The 18,448-nt window shown below is 47.6% G+C and carries 15 protein-coding genes; 6 read left to right on the forward strand and 9 right to left on the reverse strand.

Annotated features, from left to right (window positions below):
• Positions 1–146 precede the first annotated feature (146 nt).
• Positions 147–1,193, forward strand: coding sequence for an NAD(P)-dependent alcohol dehydrogenase (locus tag B5Z18_RS15990; protein WP_079470484.1), 1,047 nt, complete (start codon positions 147–149; stop codon positions 1,191–1,193).
• Positions 1,194–1,278: 85 nt separating this feature from the next.
• Here the strand turns inward: B5Z18_RS15990 and ilvA are convergent, their stop codons facing one another.
• The 8 genes from ilvA to B5Z18_RS16035 all read right to left on the reverse strand — a co-directional run bounded on the left by ilvA (position 1,279) and on the right by B5Z18_RS16035 (position 11,504).
• Positions 1,279–2,535 (reverse strand): threonine ammonia-lyase IlvA, encoded by a 1,257-nt coding sequence (ilvA, locus tag B5Z18_RS15995; protein WP_079470485.1) that lies wholly within the window; start codon positions 2,533–2,535, stop codon positions 1,279–1,281.
• A 160-nt stretch (positions 2,536–2,695) separates the two neighbouring features.
• On the reverse strand, positions 2,696–3,742 hold the full coding sequence (gene ilvC / locus B5Z18_RS16000) for a ketol-acid reductoisomerase (protein ID WP_079470486.1): 1,047 nt from the start codon (positions 3,740–3,742) through the stop codon (positions 2,696–2,698).
• Between the two features lie 128 nt (positions 3,743–3,870).
• On the reverse strand, positions 3,871–4,407 hold the full coding sequence (ilvN, locus tag B5Z18_RS16005; protein ID WP_079470487.1) for an acetolactate synthase small subunit: 537 nt from the start codon (positions 4,405–4,407) through the stop codon (positions 3,871–3,873).
• A gap of 49 nt (positions 4,408–4,456) precedes the next feature.
• Positions 4,457–6,205 (reverse strand): biosynthetic-type acetolactate synthase large subunit, encoded by a 1,749-nt coding sequence (gene ilvB, locus B5Z18_RS16010; protein ID WP_235015942.1) that lies wholly within the window; start codon positions 6,203–6,205, stop codon positions 4,457–4,459.
• Positions 6,171–7,850, reverse strand: coding sequence for a dihydroxy-acid dehydratase (gene ilvD / locus B5Z18_RS16015; protein ID WP_079470489.1), 1,680 nt, complete (start codon positions 7,848–7,850; stop codon positions 6,171–6,173). Before ilvD ends, ilvB begins: the two co-directional genes overlap by 35 nt.
• 247 nt (positions 7,851–8,097) lie before the next feature.
• Entirely contained in the window at positions 8,098–9,000 is a 903-nt protein-coding gene (locus B5Z18_RS16020) for a branched-chain amino acid transaminase (RefSeq protein ID WP_079470490.1), read from the reverse strand.
• Between the two features lie 513 nt (positions 9,001–9,513).
• The gene (locus tag B5Z18_RS16030; RefSeq protein WP_079470492.1) at positions 9,514–10,611 is read right to left on the reverse strand and encodes a phosphotransferase enzyme family protein; all 1,098 of its coding nucleotides are present in this window, start codon (positions 10,609–10,611) and stop codon (positions 9,514–9,516) included.
• Positions 10,602–11,504: a sugar phosphate nucleotidyltransferase gene (locus B5Z18_RS16035; RefSeq protein WP_079470493.1), complete on the reverse strand. Its 903-nt coding sequence runs from the start codon at positions 11,502–11,504 to the stop codon at positions 10,602–10,604. The genes B5Z18_RS16030 and B5Z18_RS16035 overlap by 10 nt, the downstream gene beginning before the upstream one ends.
• A gap of 131 nt (positions 11,505–11,635) precedes the next feature.
• On the opposite strand from B5Z18_RS16035, the gene B5Z18_RS16040 reads away from it, so the two are divergent.
• From B5Z18_RS16040 to B5Z18_RS16050, 3 genes are all read left to right on the forward strand, one after another.
• A complete protein-coding gene (locus B5Z18_RS16040) occupies positions 11,636–12,976 on the forward strand; it encodes an alpha-L-fucosidase (RefSeq protein ID WP_079470494.1) in 1,341 nt (446 codons plus the stop codon).
• Positions 12,977–13,005: 29 nt separating this feature from the next.
• Complete coding sequence (locus B5Z18_RS16045; RefSeq protein WP_200817287.1) at positions 13,006–13,953, forward strand: 1-aminocyclopropane-1-carboxylate deaminase/D-cysteine desulfhydrase; 948 nt, start codon at positions 13,006–13,008, stop codon at positions 13,951–13,953.
• 67 nt (positions 13,954–14,020) lie between these two features.
• Positions 14,021–14,752, forward strand: a complete 732-nt coding sequence (locus B5Z18_RS16050; protein WP_079470496.1) for a hypothetical protein — start codon at positions 14,021–14,023, stop codon at positions 14,750–14,752.
• A 2-nt stretch (positions 14,753–14,754) separates the two neighbouring features.
• Here the strand turns inward: B5Z18_RS16050 and lipB are convergent, their stop codons facing one another.
• Positions 14,755–15,519, reverse strand: coding sequence for a lipoyl(octanoyl) transferase LipB (lipB, locus tag B5Z18_RS16055; RefSeq protein ID WP_235015943.1), 765 nt, complete (start codon positions 15,517–15,519; stop codon positions 14,755–14,757).
• A gap of 58 nt (positions 15,520–15,577) precedes the next feature.
• Between lipB and B5Z18_RS16060 the strand changes: the two genes are divergently transcribed.
• The gene (locus B5Z18_RS16060; protein ID WP_079470497.1) at positions 15,578–16,651 is read left to right on the forward strand and encodes an RluA family pseudouridine synthase; all 1,074 of its coding nucleotides are present in this window, start codon (positions 15,578–15,580) and stop codon (positions 16,649–16,651) included.
• Positions 16,652–16,816: 165 nt separating this feature from the next.
• Positions 16,817–18,445 carry a T9SS type B sorting domain-containing protein gene (locus B5Z18_RS16065; RefSeq protein ID WP_159454327.1) on the forward strand — a complete coding sequence of 543 codons (1,629 nt, stop codon included), beginning with the start codon at positions 16,817–16,819 and terminating at the stop codon, positions 18,443–18,445.
• Positions 18,446–18,448 lie beyond the last annotated feature (3 nt).

Consider the following 18,448-nt stretch of genomic DNA (forward strand, 5'->3'; position numbering starts at 1 on the left):
CTTATTATTTTACACCAAAAATAAAAACAGGCGATCCGTTTATTACTGTATAAGTTATTGAAAAAACAGTAAAAAGAGCCGTTTTAAACGGGCAGGTATCCGGATAGTACAAATTATGTAGCTTCGGGGGACTAAAATTTTACACCATGATTGCAACAAAAGCTTATGCTGTGCAGGATGCTGCATCGCCATTGGGTCCCTGGAATTTTGAGCGCAGGGAGCCCGGTCCGCATGATGTGCAGATCGAAATCCTTTACTGCGGGGTATGCCATTCGGATATACACCAGGTGCGGAATGAGTGGGGCAATTCCATTTACCCGATGGTTCCCGGTCATGAAATAGTGGGGCGTATCACCAAAGTCGGCGATCATGTCACGAAATTCAAGGTGGGCGATCTGGCCGGGATAGGTTGCTTTGTAGATTCGTGCCGGCAGTGCGATCCATGCAAATCCGGCGAGGAGCAATATTGTGTAACCGGTGGCGCCAGTACGTACAACGGTTACGAAATGGATAGAAAAACGCATACTTATGGCGGATACTCCACCCATATTGTAACAGATGAAAACTATACGCTGAAAGTTTCTGATAAGTTACCGCTCGATGGCGTAGCACCGCTGTTATGCGCCGGCATTACCACTTACTCCCCCCTTCGCCACTGGAAAGTAGGTAAAGGACATAAAGTAGCAGTAGTGGGTTTGGGTGGTCTTGGTCATATGGCAGTAAAGCTCGCCTCCTCTATGGGCGCCGAGGTAACTATGCTGAGCACCTCTCCTTCCAAAGAAGCGGATGCCCGCCGGCTGGGAGCCCATCATTTTGCGCTGATGACAGATAAAGAGCAGGTAAAGCAGCTCCGCAATAAGTTCGATTTTATCATCAACACTATTTCTGCCCCGCATGATTACACCACTTACTTAAACCTTTTGAACCTCGATGGTGTGATGATTTGCCTGGGAGTGCCTCCGGAACCTTCCGTGGTACCAGCTTTCAACCTGATCATGGGACGCAGGAGCATTGCCGGGTCATTGATCGGCGGTATCCGTGAAACGCAGGAAATGCTGGATTACTGTGCAGAACATAATATTACCAGCGATGTGGAAGTAATTAATATCAAAGATATCAATACTGCTTATGAGCGGATGCTGAAAGGCGATGTGAAGTACCGGTTTGTAATTGACATTGCGAGTTTAAAATAAGTGAACCGGATTTTATTTTACGCCCGTCCCGGTGAACCGGGGCGGGCGTTTTTTTGCGCGCCCATTTTATGGACGCGCCTGATTTTTATACGAGATACCCGAACAGGCTGTCATCTTTATTCAGTTCGGTGATCTGGAAATTATATTTCTGACAATTGGCAATCAGTTTATCGTAGTCTTCGCGGTGCCTCAATTCCACCCCTACCAGTGCCGGGCCTATTTCCTTATTATGTTTCTGGATATATTCAAACCGGGTGATATCATCGTCCGGGCCAAGTATATCATTCACAAATTGTTTCAGGGCTCCGGGACGTTGAGCAAAGCGTACAATAAAATAGTGTTTCAATCCTTCATACAGGAGTGAGCGTTCCTTTATTTCCTGCATGCGGTCGATGTCGTTGTTACTGCCGCTGATAACGCATACTACTTTTTTCCCTTTGATTTCTGCTGCATGGTCGTCCAGTGCCGCGATGGACAAGGCGCCCGCGGGTTCTACCACAATAGCATCTTCATTATATAACCGGAGGATGGTAGAACACACTTTTCCTTCGGGTACCAGGTGCATTTTGTCCAGCACATCTTTACAGATTTCGTAGTTGAGGGTACCTACTCTTTTAACAGCGGCGCCATCTACAAATCGTTCTATTTCGTCGAGGGTAACGGGGCCGCCGTTTTCCAGTGCGCGGAGCATGGAGGGCGCGCCTTCCGGTTCCACGCCGATGATGCGGGTATTGGGGCTGTAAGTTTTGAAATAGGTGCCGAGGCCGGCGGCAAGTCCGCCGCCACCAACGGGTACAAAAAGAAAATCGATAGCGGACTGGTCTTCCAGTATTTCCACTGCCACTGTACCTTGTCCTTCAATTATTTTCGGGTTATCGAAAGGAGGGATAAAGGTCATGCTGTTTGCTTTTGTGAAAGCCTGGGCTTCCACAGAGCAATCGTCGAAGGTATCTCCTACGAGGCGGATTTCTATGTGATCGCCGCCAAACATATTTACCTGGTTAACTTTTTGTTTTGGTGTGATCACGGGCATAAACACCACGCCTTTTATATTCATGGCTTTACACGCGTAGGCGAAGCCCTGGGCATGATTACCGGCGCTGGCGCAGGTAACGCCTTTGGCCAGCAGTTCGGCGGGCAGGCTGCTGATCAGGTTATAGGCGCCGCGCAATTTATAAGAGCGTACAATCTGCATATCCTCTCTTTTCAGATATACGTCGCAGTTATAACGCCGGGAAAGGTTGGCGCTATACATCAGCGGAGTGCGGGTGACGATTGGTTTCAGTTTCACTGCCGCGTCCAGGATATTCAGGGAATTGACACTACTCATTACTTCAGACATAAAATGTAATTAATACAAATGGCAAAGCATTTTCGGGATTATCGAAATCATGGAACCTGTATTCAGTATTGGAAAGATGTATTCTTCCGTACTAAATACGAGCGCCAATAATTTCAATAATTCGAAAATGCTTTGCCATTGTAATGTATAATATTAGCTATTAAGCGTTGTTAGGACGCAGCTTACGTACAGCCGCACCTGCCTGCCACATTTCGCTTTCGCGGAGTTCTTTCAGTTCTTCGTTCAGTTTCTCGCGGTAGTCCGGAGTGCTGTTGGAAGCGATAGAACGGGCAGCTTCTTTACCTGCAGCAACGCTGGCATACAGTTCATCAAATACAGGCTGGGTAGCAGTTTTGAACTTCTTCCACCAGTCGAGCGCACCGCGCTGAGCAGTAGTAGAGCAGTTTGCATACATCCAGTCCATACCGTTTTCTGCTACCAGTGGCATCAGTGACTGAGTGAGTTCTTCTACTGTTTCGTTGAAAGCTTCAGAAGGTGAGTGACCATTCTTACGCAGTGTTTCGTATTGAGCAGCGAAGATACCCTGGATACAACCCATCAGAGAGCCGCGTTCGCCGGTAAGATCGGAGTAAACTTCTTTTTTGAAATCTGTTTCAAACAGGTAACCGGAACCAACGCCGATACCCAGTGCTACAACGCGTTCTTTAGCGCGGCCGGTAGCGTCCTGGAAAATAGCGTAGCTGGAGTTCAGACCCTGACCAGCCAGGAACAGGCGGCGCAGTGAAGTACCGGAACCTTTTGGAGCTACCAGGATTACGTCTACATCAGCAGGAGGAATAATACCGGTTTGCTCTTTATAGGTAATACCGAAACCGTGGGAGAAGTACAGTGCTTTACCTGGAGTCAGGTGTTGCTTTAAAGTAGGCCACAGGGTGATCTGTCCGGCATCAGACAGCAGGAACTGAAGAATAGTACCTTTCTGAGCTGCTTCTTCGATATCGAATAAAGTTTCACCAGGAACCCAGCCATCAGCAACTGCTTTATCCCAGGTTTTGGAATTTTTACGTTGACCTACAATAACATTAAAGCCATTGTCTTTCAGGTTCAGTGCCTGGCCAGGACCTTGTACGCCATAACCAATAACTGCAATCACTTCGTTCTTCAGCACTTCCCTTGCTTTTTCCATAGGGAATTCTTCTCTGGTTACTACTTGTTCGAGTACCCCTCCAAAATTGATGGTTGCCATGTGTTGTTTTTTTAGCTTTTAGCTACTAGCTGTTAGCTATTAGCTGAGGTGTGATTTGAATGAATAATGATTAAGATGTCAGCTGCCGGCGGCTGGCCGGCAGCCAGTTATTTGCTGAAAGCACGCGGCTAAAGGCCAGGCGCTTCCTGTGTATGTAATTCTTTCAGGTGCTCGTGGAAACGGCGGCTCCATTTTACAATGGCAACCCTTCCGCTCTTGGTGTACTCTATCAGGCCGTATGGCTCCAGTTTCTTGATAAAATCCGTCAGCTCCTGCTGATGACCTGTTTTCTCGATCACAAAATAATCTGCGGTGATCGTCAGGATACGCGCATTGTTTTCACGTATCAGTCTTTCGATATCACCTGTATGTAACGACCGGGTAGAAATTTTGTACAACGCCAGCTCCTGGTATACCACTTCATCTTCTTCATGCACAAAAGCGCGGTGAATTTCAATCAGTCTTTCTATCTGTCCAACTACCTTATCCAGCTTCTCACGTGTAGACATCACCGTTATTACAAACTTATACACACCCGGAATTTCTGTTTCAGCGGTGGTTAAGCTGGTGATATTGATGCCCCTGCGGGTAAATATGATGGTGATACGGTTGGTTATACCTATACGATCTTCCGTATATACCGTTACTGTATATTCTTTTTGCATATACCTGTTGTGAATTACAAATGATCAATGTGAATCCTCCGGGATGCTGCTACTCCAGCCTGATGCTGGAAACAGGAGCGCCTGCGGGCACCATTGGGAATACGTTATCTTCTTTTTCCACTACTACTTCCAGCAGATAAGCACCCTTGTGCGCCAGCATTTCATCAATAGCGGCGGATATATCTTCCCTTGCTGTTACTTTTTTGCCGGGGATATAAAATCCTTTGGCAACCTGTACAAAGTCGGGATTGACCATTTCAGTGGAGGAATAGCGCCTGTCGAAAAACAGTTGCTGCCATTGTCTTACCATTCCCAGGAAGTTATTGTTCAGGATCACTATTTTCACACCAATCTGCGACTGGTGAATAGTGCCCAGTTCCTGTAATGTCATCTGGAAGCAACCATCGCCGATAATAGCGACTACTTCTTTTTCAGGCGTACCGGTTTTGGCGCCCATTGCTGCCGGCAGCGAAAAGCCCATCGTACCCATTCCACCGGAGGTGACATTGGTATTGGGATTTTTGAAGCGGTAGTAGCGGGAAGCTACCATCTGGTGCTGACCAACATCTGTTACCAGTACTGCTTCGCCTTTGGTTTTTTCTGAGATCAGGCGGATTACTTCTGCCATTTTCAGTTCACCTTCCTGCGGATAAAGTTCAGCATGCTGTACTTTATCATATTCTTTTTTATCAGCGGCGCGGAATTCTTCCAGCCAGGCTGCATGCTCTGCAGGGTTTACCTGTTTGATCAATGCTGCCAGGGCTGGCTTTGCATCTGCGTGAACGGCTACATCAGCTTTGATGATCTTGTTGATCTCTGCTGCATCGATTTCGATGTGTATAACTTTCGCGTTGGGAACATAAGTGCCTACGTCGCCGGTTACACGGTCATCGAAACGCATGCCCACTGCGATTACTACATCGGCTTCGCCGGTGAGCATATTGGGACCATAGTTACCATGCATTCCCAGCATACCTACATACAGCGGGTGATCTACCGGTACGGCAGACAGGCCCAGTAAAGTAGATCCGATCGGGATAGCGGCTTTTTCGGCCAGTGCGATCAGTTCTTTTTCCGCACCTGATAACAGTACGCCATGACCACAGAGGATAAATGGCTTCTTTGCACCGTTGATCAGCGCTGCTGCTGCGGTTACCGCATCCTGGTTCAATTCAGGAATAGGACGGTAACTGCGGATATATTCACATTTCTTGTACTCGTATTCAAATTCCCCGAACTGTGCGTTTTTGGTGATATCCACCAGTACAGGGCCGGGACGGCCGCTGCGGGCAATGTAAAATGCTTTGGCCATTGCGCCGGGGATATCTTCCGGACGGGTCACCTGTATATTCCACTTGGTGATAGGCATGGTAATGCCAATCACGTCTGTTTCCTGAAATGCATCGGTTCCTAACAGGGCGGCGGCTACCTGGCCGGTTACGCATACCATTGGGGTACTGTCCATATAAGCATCCGCCAAACCTGTAACCAGGTTGGTAGCGCCCGGACCGGACGTAGCAAAAGCTACACCTACCTTACCGGAGCTGCGTGCATAACCTTGTGCAGCATGAGTGGCACCCTGTTCGTGCCGGACGAGTATGTGATGGACCTGATCCTGGAAATCGTAAAGGGCATCATAAATAGGCATGATCGCCCCGCCGGGATATCCGAAAATAGTGTCCACCCCTTCTTCGATCAGGGAACGGATCACAGCCTCGGAACCTGTAATCACAGGCTTTGCAGCTAACTGTTTATCTGCTATCTCAGGCTTCATCGGTAACACATCCTTCTGTTGCATTTTTTACAAGTTTTGCGTACTTAAATAAGATTCCATTGGTCACTCTCAATGCGGGTTGTTTCCACGCTGCCCGGCGTGCGGCCAGTTCTTCATCACTGATTTCCACATTGATAAAATTCTTCGTTGCGTCTATTTCGATGATATCGTTGTCTTGTACGAGTGCGATATTTCCCCCTTCAAAAGCTTCCGGGGTAATATGGCCTACCACAAATCCGTGGGTACCACCGGAGAAACGGCCATCGGTGATGAGGGCTACGCTTTTACCCAGTCCCACGCCCATGATGGCGCTGGTGGGTTTCAGCATTTCCGGCATACCGGGAGCGCCTTTCGGGCCTACCTGGCGGATGACGACCACATCCCCTTCTTTCACTTTACCGGAGGTGATACCTGCGATCAGTTCAAATTCGCCGTCGAATACACGGGCGGGGCCTCTGAAGCGTTCGCCTTCCTTACCGGTGATCTTGGCTACGGAGCCTTCTGTAGCGAGGTTACCGTAGAGGATCTGGATGTGGGCGGTTTGTTTCAGTGGTTTTTCCAGCGGCACAATGATATCCTGTGTGCTGAAATCTATGTCTGCCACGTCTTCCAGGTTTTCAGCGATTGTTTTACCGGTAACGGTCATACAATGGCCGTGGAGATATCCTTTTTTCAGGAGATATTTCATTACCAGTGGAACGCCGCCAATGTTGTGGAGGTCTTCCATGAGGTATTTACCACTTGGTTTCAGGTCGGCGATCAGCGGTGTTTTGTCGCTGATGCGCTGAAAATCTTCCAGCCTGATAGAGATGCCTACTGACTTCGCAATGGCGATAAAGTGCAGTACGGCGTTGGTGCTGCCACCCAGGGCCATGATGATGGTGAGGGCGTTTTCAAACGCCTCTTTGGTCATGATGTCCTTAGGTTTAATATCTTTTTCAAGGAGCAGGCGGATGTATTTACCGGCAGCGATACATTCATCTTTTTTGTCCTGGCTCAATGCGGGGTTGGATGAGCTGTACGGGAGACTCATACCGAGTGCTTCAATAGCGGAAGACATGGTATTAGCAGTGTACATACCGCCACAGGCGCCGGCGCCGGGGCAGGAATTCTGTACAATGCCTTTGAAATCGCCTTCATCCAGTTTGCCGGCCATTTTCTGACCTAATGCTTCAAATGCTGAGATGATGTTAAGATCCTGGCCTTTATATTTTCCGGGTGCGATGGTACCGCCGTAAACCATGATAGAGGGGCGGTTGAGGCGACCCATAGCCATCAGGGAACCGGGCATGTTCTTATCGCAGCCGGGTACGGTGATCAGGGCGTCGTAATACTGCGCTCCTGCAACGGTTTCAATGGAATCTGCAATCAGATCACGGCTAACGAGGGAGTAGCGCATCCCCGGCGTACCATTGCTCATACCGTCGCTGACGCCAATAGTATGGAAAATGAGTCCGACCAGATCATTTGCCCAGACGCCTTTTTTCACGTCTTTCGCCAGATCATTCAGGTGCATATTGCAGGTGTTGCCATCGTAGCCCATGCTGACGATACCCACCTGTGCTTTTTTCAGATCTTCTTCTGTTAAACCAATTCCATACAATTGTGCCTGCGCAGCTGGTTGCGTAGGGTCTTGCGTGATCGTCTTGCTGTATTTATTTAATTCCATTGCTTTTTGTTATTACCCCGATTACAGGTGTTTATAGGTACCCTATTTTAAAAACTCTCCACAAATTACCCGGTGTCGTCGTCAAATTCAAACCAACTTATTCCAATTTACCGGTCTTCAAATCTGCCTTTTTAACTTCAAAACCCTTTACTGCAAAGGATTGTAAGTTTTTCGATTTACAACCTTCAAAGGGTTTTAACTGTCAGCTGTTAGCATTTAGCGAATGCTAACAGCTAACAGCCAACGGTTATGCTAATTGAGCTTCGCGCTGAAATGATTTTTCCAGCACTTTAGCTTTGTAAGCCTGTTGGAGTAATTTTCCGAGTGACTGTGCCCAGGGTTTGCTGAAAGACTGACCGTCCAGGGAGTCGATACCGATGATTTCTGCTGCGGTGCCGCAGAAAAACGCTGCTTCGGCTTCTTTTAATTCCGGGATGGTGAATAATTTCTGTTCCAGTGGGATATTCAGTTCCTGGCAAAGTTCGATAACAGTGGCGCGGGTGATGCCTGGGAGGATGTTACCGGCGGGAGGAGTGTATATTTTGCCGTCTTTTTCAAAGAAGATGTTAGCACCGGGGCCTTCTGCAACGTAACCATTCATATCCAGCAGCAGCGCTTCATCGTAACCTTTTTCTTTTGCTTCCTGCGAGGCCAGTATGGAGTTTACATAAAGACCGGCCGATTTGGATTCTATTTTAAATGCTTTCGGATTTGGTCGTTCGTAGGAGGAAGTCATTACGCGCAACAGCTTTTCTCCCAGGTAAGCTCCCCATTCCCACGCGCAGATCAGGATGTGCGACTCTGCGGCGGCTTTCAGCGTCATATTTGGCGGACAGAAAACCAGCGGCCGGATATACGCTTCTTCCATGTTGTTCATCTCCAGTACTTTATAACAAGCGGCGATCAGCTCTTCGTTATCAAATTTGTAAGGGATGTGGATCAGTTCACAGGAGCGCTTCAGGCGATCGAAGTGTTCTTTTGCTTTAAAGATCTTCACTTCGCCGTTTGCGGTTTTGTAGGCGCGGATGCCTTCAAAAACAGCATAACCGTAGTGGAGCGACTGGCCATACAGGTCAGTTGTAGCAGCATTTGCTTTGGTGTACTCACCGTTGATGTAAAGAAAAGTGTTGTCGTTGTAATAGCTATACATAAAATTGAAATTATACCAGGAATATACAGTCCAAAAAAAAGCCTCCCTCTTTGCGGAGGAAGGCGTTATATTTTGTGATTATATGCACGTTTACCTATCCTCCATACTGGTGGCTAATAATGACAACGACGATAATCACGACCTTCGTGATAGCCCAGTTGAGCTGAGGTACGATGTGATTAAGTTTTATATTGTCTTTATTTACCCACATGGAGGTGCTTATTTTCTTTAGCGTTTCTACAAAAGTATTCGTGAAAAAAATAAAAAACAACAACACACCCAATATTTAGTAAAAAATTAATCACATTAAGGGTTTTTGAAAATATTTAAAAAAAGAAGGCAATAGTTACGCATTTTCTAAACAAATCGTATGATCCTTATAAATTAATCTACCAGTTTTGTGTACAAAAGACGCGGATTAGGGGTATTTGGCAAAAAAATCCCGGTGCAGGAAGCACCGGGATAAAATGATTTCATTTCATTTACTGTTCACGTTCTAAAAAATGATTTCATTTACTGTTCACTTGTTACGTTGACATGCAGGCATTTGTCGATGATATCCTGCAGTACTGTTTCTTTTTCCATGAGCCGCTGCAGTAAAACCAGCTGATTTTTTGCGCGGTCGTAATTGTGTGCCGGATACTTGATGGGATAATATACATCACCGTTCAGATAATCGGTGAGGAAGCGTATCCCCTGCATGTAGATCATAAACTTCCCGGCAAAGAACAGTTGTTCTTTTTCTACTTTTGTCAAAGTACCGCCAATCTCTGCGAGATACCCCTGCATAAGGGCTTCGTAGTATTCTTCGCGGATAACGATCTGGCTGAAATCCCTTTCTTCTTCAGACACGGGGCAAACATAAGTGCGTACCATGTCACCGAGGTCTGAGATGATTTTTCCGGGCATCAGGGTATCCAGGTCACATACACAAATACCTTCATAAGTATCCTTGTTGAGCAATACGTTATTGATTTTGGTATCGTGGTGCATCAGATGGTCCCTGAATTCAGGATTTGTTTTCAGCTGTTCATACGTTACTGCGATGTCAGAATAGCGGAGGAAATCTTCAATCATCTCTTCTGCTGCAACTTTCCGGTCTTCCTTTGCCGTTCGGATAGCCTCCTGGAAGGCGCTGTACCGAAGGGTCAGGTTGTGAAAGTTTGGAATCGAAGCTTTAAACGGCTTCAGGTCAATTCCCGAAAGGTAACTGGCGAGGCGGCCAAATTGTTTGGCTGCTTCATACGCCTGCTTTGGGTTGTCGGCCTGGTCTACCGTTACGGAATCCGCAATAAAAGGGATCAATCTCCAGTATTCGTTGTCAATTACAAAGAGCTCTTCCCCGTTAACCGTGGGGATCGGCGTAATAAACAGATAGCCGGGATGATGAACTGCCAGATAATCCGCTGCCATTCTCTGGTTGGCGGCGATAATTCCTGGTTCCTTAAACACGTTTACATTGATCTTTTGTAAAACGTATCTACTGCCGTCCTGCTTTTTTTCTAACAAAAAAGTGTTGTTGATGTGTCCTGATCCAAATTTTCGGACATTTAATCCTTCAGGCTCAAGTCCAAAAGCCTGAAGGATCTTTTTGTTGGGTTTTATTTCCATAAATTGTCTGGATATTCTCCATTCTCAACCAGCGCCGACAAGCTGGCCTGCACGCCCGGTGCATCTTCTTTGTAAGTAACGCCAAACCATTTTGCACTGGTTGGGATTACTTTTACCTGGCCAATACCACGGCGGGTAAATTCATCGGCTACAATCGTAATAAAGAACTCCGATTTAGGATTGCTGCTGTTTTTTTCCAGGAATTCACTGAAAAGGCCCTGGCTCAGTTCAAATACGCTCGGATGAAATCCCCAGAAGTTCATGGATACCGGCGTGTTGGCTGGTAACGGATGTTTGCTGCCATCTGCTTCTTCATAAACGATCTGGTTGTTTTCAGCGTATATCTTGGTCCTTTCGTTGATAGCCGCCAGGTTACCGTCTGCGCTTACTTCGCATACACCGCGGGATACAGAACCGTGCTCACTGATAGTTTTGCCCAGTTCATAACCTACCACGCTGTATACATCAGGTTTGCAGTCGTTGTTCAGGAAAGCCGCCATTTTAACGAAAGCATCGGTACCATAGAAATCATCTGCATTGATCACTGCAAATGGCTCATTGATAGCGTTTTTGGCGCAAAGAACGGCGTGGGCAGTACCCCACGGCTTAGTCCTTTCGGCCGGCACCGCATGATCTCCTAAAAAAGCATCCATTTCCTGGTATACAAAATCAACAGCCACGCGGCCTTTGAGCTTTGGTTCAAAGATTTCCTTGAACTCAGCCGCAAAATTCTCGCGGATGATGAACACTATTTTTCCAAAACCGGCGCTGATAGCGTCGTAAATAGAGTAGTCAACGATAGTTTCACCGCTGGGGCCAAATTGCTGGATTTGCTTTAAACTTCCGTAGCGGCTGGCCATACCGGCCGCCAAAATCAATAAAGTCGGTTGCATTTTTCTGATATTAGTTTTATAAGTGTCAACTATTTACCTAAAAATATCGGCGCTAAATTTAATCATTAAAACTATTTTCACACTTTCTTTTTGTAGTAACACCCTTTTTTAAAGATTAATTAAACTGAACAATGAAGAGATTATTAGTGCTGGTAGCCTTTGCCATGCAGCTTCTTACGGCTGCCCATGCGCAACAGAAAACAAATCCGGATGACATCAAAGAAAAAATGCAGTGGTTCTCCGATGCCAAACTGGGCATTTTTATTCACTGGGGCATCTATTCCGTCAAAGGAATCGATGAATCCTGGTCGTTCCACAACAAAAAAATATCCTACCCCGATTACATGCAACAGCTGAAAGGCTTTACTGCAAATAATTACAACCCGCAGGCATGGGCCGACCTCATCAAAGAATCCGGCGCCCGCTATGCGGTAATGACCACCAAACACCACGATGGCGTGGCGCTGTGGGACAGCAAATACAGTAAACTGGATGTTGCTAACAGTACGCCGGCGAAAAGAGACGTGCTCACCCCGTTCTACGCGGCTTTGCGGCGCGATAGTATCAAATGTGGTGCCTATTTCTCCCTGATCGACTGGAGCCACAACGATTATCCGCAGTTTCTGAAAGACAGCAACCGCTACGAAATCAAAGCCCAGCCCGAAAGATGGCAACGCTTCCTCAAATATTATGAAGGACAAATGGCCGAAGTAATGACGAAGTTCAACCCGGACCTGTGGTGGTTTGACGGCGACTGGGAACACTCCGCCGAAGAATGGGAAGCACCCAAAATGCGACAAATGCTCACCTCCCATAATCCCAACACCATTATCAACGGACGCCTCCAGGGTTACGGCGACTATGAAACCCCGGAACAGAACTTCCCCGTGTCGCGCCCGAAGTACCACTGGTGGGAGCTTTGCATGACCATCAACAACAACTGGGGATGGCAGCCACAAGACAACAACTGGAAAACGCCCTTCGAAATTATCACCATCTTCGTGGACGCCGTGAGCAATGGCGGTAACCTCCTGCTCGATATAGGTCCCAAAGCCGATGGCAGCATTCCTGAAGAAGAAGTACATATGCTGAAAGAACTGGGCGCCTGGAACAAACGCAACGGCGAAGCGGTGTTCAATACCATCGGTGGTATTCCGCAGGGACACTTCTATGGCCCCACCACCCTCTCCAAAGATTCCAGCACCCTCTACCTGTTCCTGCCTGCTAAAACCAGCGGCCAGGTAATGGTGAAGGGCCTCTCCAATAAAATTGAAAGCATCACCGTACTGGGCAACAACAGCCAGCTGACCCACAAGGTAGTTGGCAAAATTTCCTGGAGCCCTGTACCCGGACTGGTATTTATAGACGTACCGGAAAATGTACACGATAAATACATCACGGTGCTGAAAGTGAAGCTGGATAAGGCTGTGAAGCTGTACAGAGGCCAGGGCGGTTTCCTCACCAACGATTAATAAGCGATTTTGATTTTATCTTTGGGGAGATGAGAGCTGCCGTATGCTTTCATCTCCCTGATCTTTTTATCGCCTTATCACTTAACCGCTGCATGATTTCTTACAACAACATTACCCTCGAATCTTTTCAAACCACCTGGCTGCCGGAGCATATTCACGCTGCCATGCTGCGTTTGGATAAAATTCACCCGGAGGTATCAGGCAATAAGTGGTTTAAGCTTAAATACAACATTGCGGCGGCTAAGGCCAATAACAACACCGGCATCCTTACCTATGGCGGCGCTTACTCCAATCATATTGCAGCCACCGCGCTGGCCTGTAAGGAAGCGGCTTTGCCCTGCACAGGTATTATCCGGGGGGAAGAACATAACGGCCAGTTGAATCATACGCTTCAAACCGCGGAAAACAATGGCATGAAGCTCGTTTTCGTTAGCCGGGAGGATTATCGCAATGATAAAGACGGCGAAACTGTATATCCCGGTTATCATGTTGTTCCTGAAGGCGGTCACAACGCCCTGGGCGCCAAAGGCTGTGAAGAGATCCTTTCCATCTTCCCCACAACAAACTATACACATATCCTCTGTGCAGTAGGCACAGGCACTACGCTTGCTGGCCTCATCAACAGTGCCGCACCACATCAGCAGATAATTGGCATTCCTGTGCTGAAAGGCGCACAGTACCTTGAAAAAGAAGTTACTGATCTATTGCATCCCAATAATACCACCCGCTGGCAGTTATTATACGAACACCACGGTGGAGGCTATGCAAAGAAATCACCGGCACTTATAGATTTTATCAATACTATTTACAAAGAAACAGGCATCCCGACAGATATTATTTACACCGGCAAATTGGTAATGGCCTTTCGTGATCTGGTCCAGCAGGGCTACTTTCCGGCCAACAGCAACATATTGCTGATACACAGCGGTGGCCTCCAGGGCAATCTTTCCCTCCCTCCCGGCGTTCTATCCTTTTAAAAACTGTTCATTATATTTGAACGGTAGTGTATTTTTGCCAACTTTAAGAGCTCACGGAATAATCAGTATGAAGCAGATTGTGCGTATAACATTTGTTATTGGAATTTTTTTATTGACCGGATTTGCAGGAAAGGCTCAGACACAGGAGTTTGTGCCACCTGTGCTGCCTAATTTTACCGCTTCTATTAAAACCGGTAGAATACAACTGGACTGGATCTCCGGCTTCACACAGGTAAAAGAAATTGGTGTACAGCGCTCGCTCGACAGCGTGCTGAACTTTAATACCATTGGTTACGCCAGCTATCCTACTCAAACAAGGAACGCCTATCTCGATAATAAACCGTTACCGGGCAGCAACTACTACCGCCTCTTTATCTTATTCACCAACGGACGCTTCATGTACAGCAAAACCATACTGGCCTTGTCCGACAGCACTATCCGCGCGGATCAGAAATTACAGTATGCCGATATCATGGATGCTTCAAGAGGACTGAGAGGCAAAGAACAGGAAAACAGGGAGCCGGAAAGAGCCTCCTGGCATCCCTCCAACTACATCTACACTACCGCCGATGGTAATATCAACATAAAACTGCCGGATGCTCCACAAAAGAAATACTCCGTTAAGTTTTATGAAGCCAACGGCACCTTCCTTTTTGATATAGACCAGGTAAAAGGCCCTTCCCTCATTTTAGAGAAAGCCATTTTCATGCATGCCGGGTGGTTCAACTTCGAAATATTCGAGGATGGGAAATTAAAGGAGAAATGGAACCTGTTTATTCCACTGAACTATAAAATGTAACACTACACCATTTCAGCGTTGAACACTTCGCCGAAATGTTTGCTCAGCTTAGCTTTTACTTCTTCCAGGCTTACCGGCTTTCCCACTTCTTTATCGAGTGAGGCTACCTGCTTGTCGGCAATGCCACAGGCGATGATGTTATTGAAGTAATCCATAAGGGTATTCACATTCAGCGCAAAGCCATGCATGGTTACCCAGCGGCTGCAACGTACGCCCATGGCGCATATTTTACGGGCCTTCGTTTTATCGTGCGGATCCAGCCATACGCCGGTTTCCCCGGAAGAACGGTCGCCGGTTACGCCATACTCCGCCAACGTGCGGATGATCACCTCTTCCAGGCAGCGCAGGTATTTGCCGATATCTGTAAAGAAATTTTCGAGATCCAGGATAGGATAACCCACCACCTGGCCGGGACCGTGAAACGTAATATCTCCGCCACGGTTGGTAGGCACAAAGCCTATCCCCTGCTCCTGCAGCTCCTGTTGGGAGATCAGCAGGTTTTCCATATGACCGCTTTTACCAATGGTATACACGGGAGGATGTTCGCAAAACAAGAGGTAGTTGGTAGTAGCCTTTGGCAACTGATCGGCCACCCTGGTTTTCAACTGCACATTTTCCTTCAGCAACTGCTCCTGGTAATCCCAGGCAGCCTGGTAGTCTATTACGCCGAGGTCTCTTACTACAATCTTCTGCTTTACTTTGTCCATGATCATATTGGTCTTTTTCAGCTGCGCAAAGGTACGCCAAATCGCTGTGATACGGAACATTTGCCCACAGGGCTGCTAAACTGCCAACTAAGCTTTACCTTTGCAAAAAATTATATTGATGGCTGAAGAATTGCTGGAACTGGAAGATGAGCTGGAAAACGGGGATGGCAGCGAGGAATTATATGAAAAGATTAATATGGTGGTCGACAAAGGTCAGGACCCTATCCGTATTGATAAATTCCTTACTAACCGCATAGAAGGCGCCACCCGCAATAAGATCCAACAGGCCCTGGATGGCGAACTGGTATTGGTGAACGATAAACCCGTGAAGGCCAATTACAAGATCCGGCCGCTGGACAGGATCGTTGTGTTTTCCAACCGGAACCCGGAAAATACCGATATCATTCCACAAGAACTACCGCTGAATATTGTATTTGAAGACGACGATATTATGATCATCGACAAACCCGCCGGCCTGGTAGTACATCCCGGCTGCGGCAACCGCGATGGTACACTGGTAAACGGCCTCTCGTGGTACCTGGGCGATAAAACCCAGGCTACAGAGCCGGAAATTCCCCGTTTCGGACTGGTACACCGCATCGATAAAAATACCAGCGGGTTGCTGGTCATCGCCAAATCCGAGAAAGCGATGAACGACCTGGCCAAACAATTCTTTGATCACACCGTACATCGCCGCTACATTGCGCTGGTGTGGGGCGATTTTGAGGAAGATGAAGGCACGGTGGTAGCCCACGTAGGCCGCCATCAACGCTTACGTAAGATCATGGACGCATATCCCGATGGTGAATACGGCAAAGAAGCTATCACCCACTACCGCGTACTGGAAAGGTTTAATTATGTAACCATGATTGAATGCCGCCTCGAAACCGGCCGCACCCACCAGATCCGCGTACACATGCAGCATATCGGCCACTCCCTGTTTAATGATGAAACCTATGGTGGTAACCGCATCGTTAAAGGAACCGTATATACGAAGTACAAACAGTTTGTGGAAAACTGCTTTAATATCATGCCCCGTCATGCCCTGCATGCACAACAGCTGGGCTTCATACATCCCCGCACCCGCGAGCAGATGTACTTTGAAAGCAACTTACCTTCCGACTTTACGGCCGTACTGGAAAAGTGGAAAAGATACATCGCGGCCAGGCCACTGAAAGAGGATGAAGAATAACTTACACCCGGTTTTAGCGGGGAATTGTCTCCGCTAAAATCATCTTCTCACAAAAATCATATTTATTATTATAAATATTCTACATGTTTAGGTTATCTTAGCGGCAATTACCCATGTCATTGCATGAGAGACCAAATATCTGTTTTCTGTCGATTCGTATTCCTTATGCCGGTTTTACTGGTGTGCTGCCTGCTTAGCAACAAAGCCGGCGCCCAGAATACCCCTTTTGCGGTATCCTCTACCTGTGTAAACGATACTTCTTTTTTCCTGATCATCAATCCCGCCGGTATTGACTCTGTAAAATGGTTTTTTAATGATCCCCCTTCGGGAGATAAAGATTCTTCCAGGAGCATGCGGGCGTATCATATTTATACCAGTACCGGCACTTACACCGATACCCTTATCGCCTGGCGCAATGGTGTTCCGGATACCACCATACAACCCGTTACCATCGTTACGCCCGTGATCTTCGACCTCGGCGACCAGGACATCACCCTGTGTGAAGGCGGCACCATGACTTTGCAGGCGCCCATCATTCCCGGCGCTACGTACCTGTGGCAGGACAGCTCCACAGGCAGCAGCATCCTCGTGGATACTTCCGCTACCTATAAAGTAAAAATAAACGGCTGCCCGAACCCCGACTCGGTGAATGTTTTTTATACACCCATCCCGGAAATTGATCTCGGCAAAGACCTCATATTATGCACCGGCGAACATATTGCGCTGGATGCTACCGCGCAAAACTGTACATATCTCTGGAGTACCGGTAATACAGAACCTACGCAGGATGTTTATACCTCCGGTACTTATCACGTAGACGTATATCCGAAAGGATGTCCCACTGTGTCGGACGATATTACCATTACTTTCACCGGTGCCCCATATCCTTTTTCACTGGGACCGGATACCCTGCTGTGTCCCGGGGAAACGATCCGCGTGGCACCGGCCATCCCGGAGGCCACCAAATGGGAATGGAGTACCGGCGCTACTACGCCATCGGTAACCATCCGCAACACCACTAACCTGTGGGCGCTGGTGGAAATCAACAACACTTGCAGCGTGGTAGATACCATCTTCATCAATTATAACCGGTTAAAAAAACTGGATCTCGGCAACGATACCAGCATCTGTAAAGGCAACTTCCTGGTGCTTACCGCCGATTTCGGCAACGGACAATATCTCTGGCAGGATGGCTCCGACCAGGCCACCTACTATGTAACCAAGCCCGGCTTCTATTATGTGCATGCACAAATAGGCCGCTGCGAATCGATGGACAGCATCTCCGTAAAATTTGAAGATACCCTGCGGGTAAACCTCGGCCCGGATACGCTGCTCTGCAGAAACGAAGTATACCAGCTGCGCGCCACCGGCGCTGGTGGCGGCACTTACAAGTGGCAGGACAGTACCAGCACACCCATGTACACTGTTACCAGGCCCGGGTTTTATGCCATGGTGGCTACCAATAGCTGCGGAACATCTGTTGACTCGGTAGAAGTAAAATATCATGATTGCGAATGCCAGCTGTACTTCCCCACTGCCTTTTCACCTAACGGAGATGGACGAAATGATTATTTCCGGCCGGTATACCGGTGTCCCATATACGATTATACGCTCAGCATCTACAACCGCTGGGGAGAACGGATTTTCTATACTACCGATCCGCAGGTGGGCTGGAACGGGCGTGTGAACGGCACTTTGGCGGATATTGCCACTTATGTGTGGATAGTGGATTATAAAGAAGTGATCACCCGGTTTGCCGTGCATAAAACCGGCACTATTACTTTGGTGAACTAACAG

This window comes from Chitinophaga ginsengisegetis (assembly GCF_900168065.1).
GTDB lineage: Bacteria > Bacteroidota > Bacteroidia > Chitinophagales > Chitinophagaceae > Chitinophaga > Chitinophaga ginsengisegetis.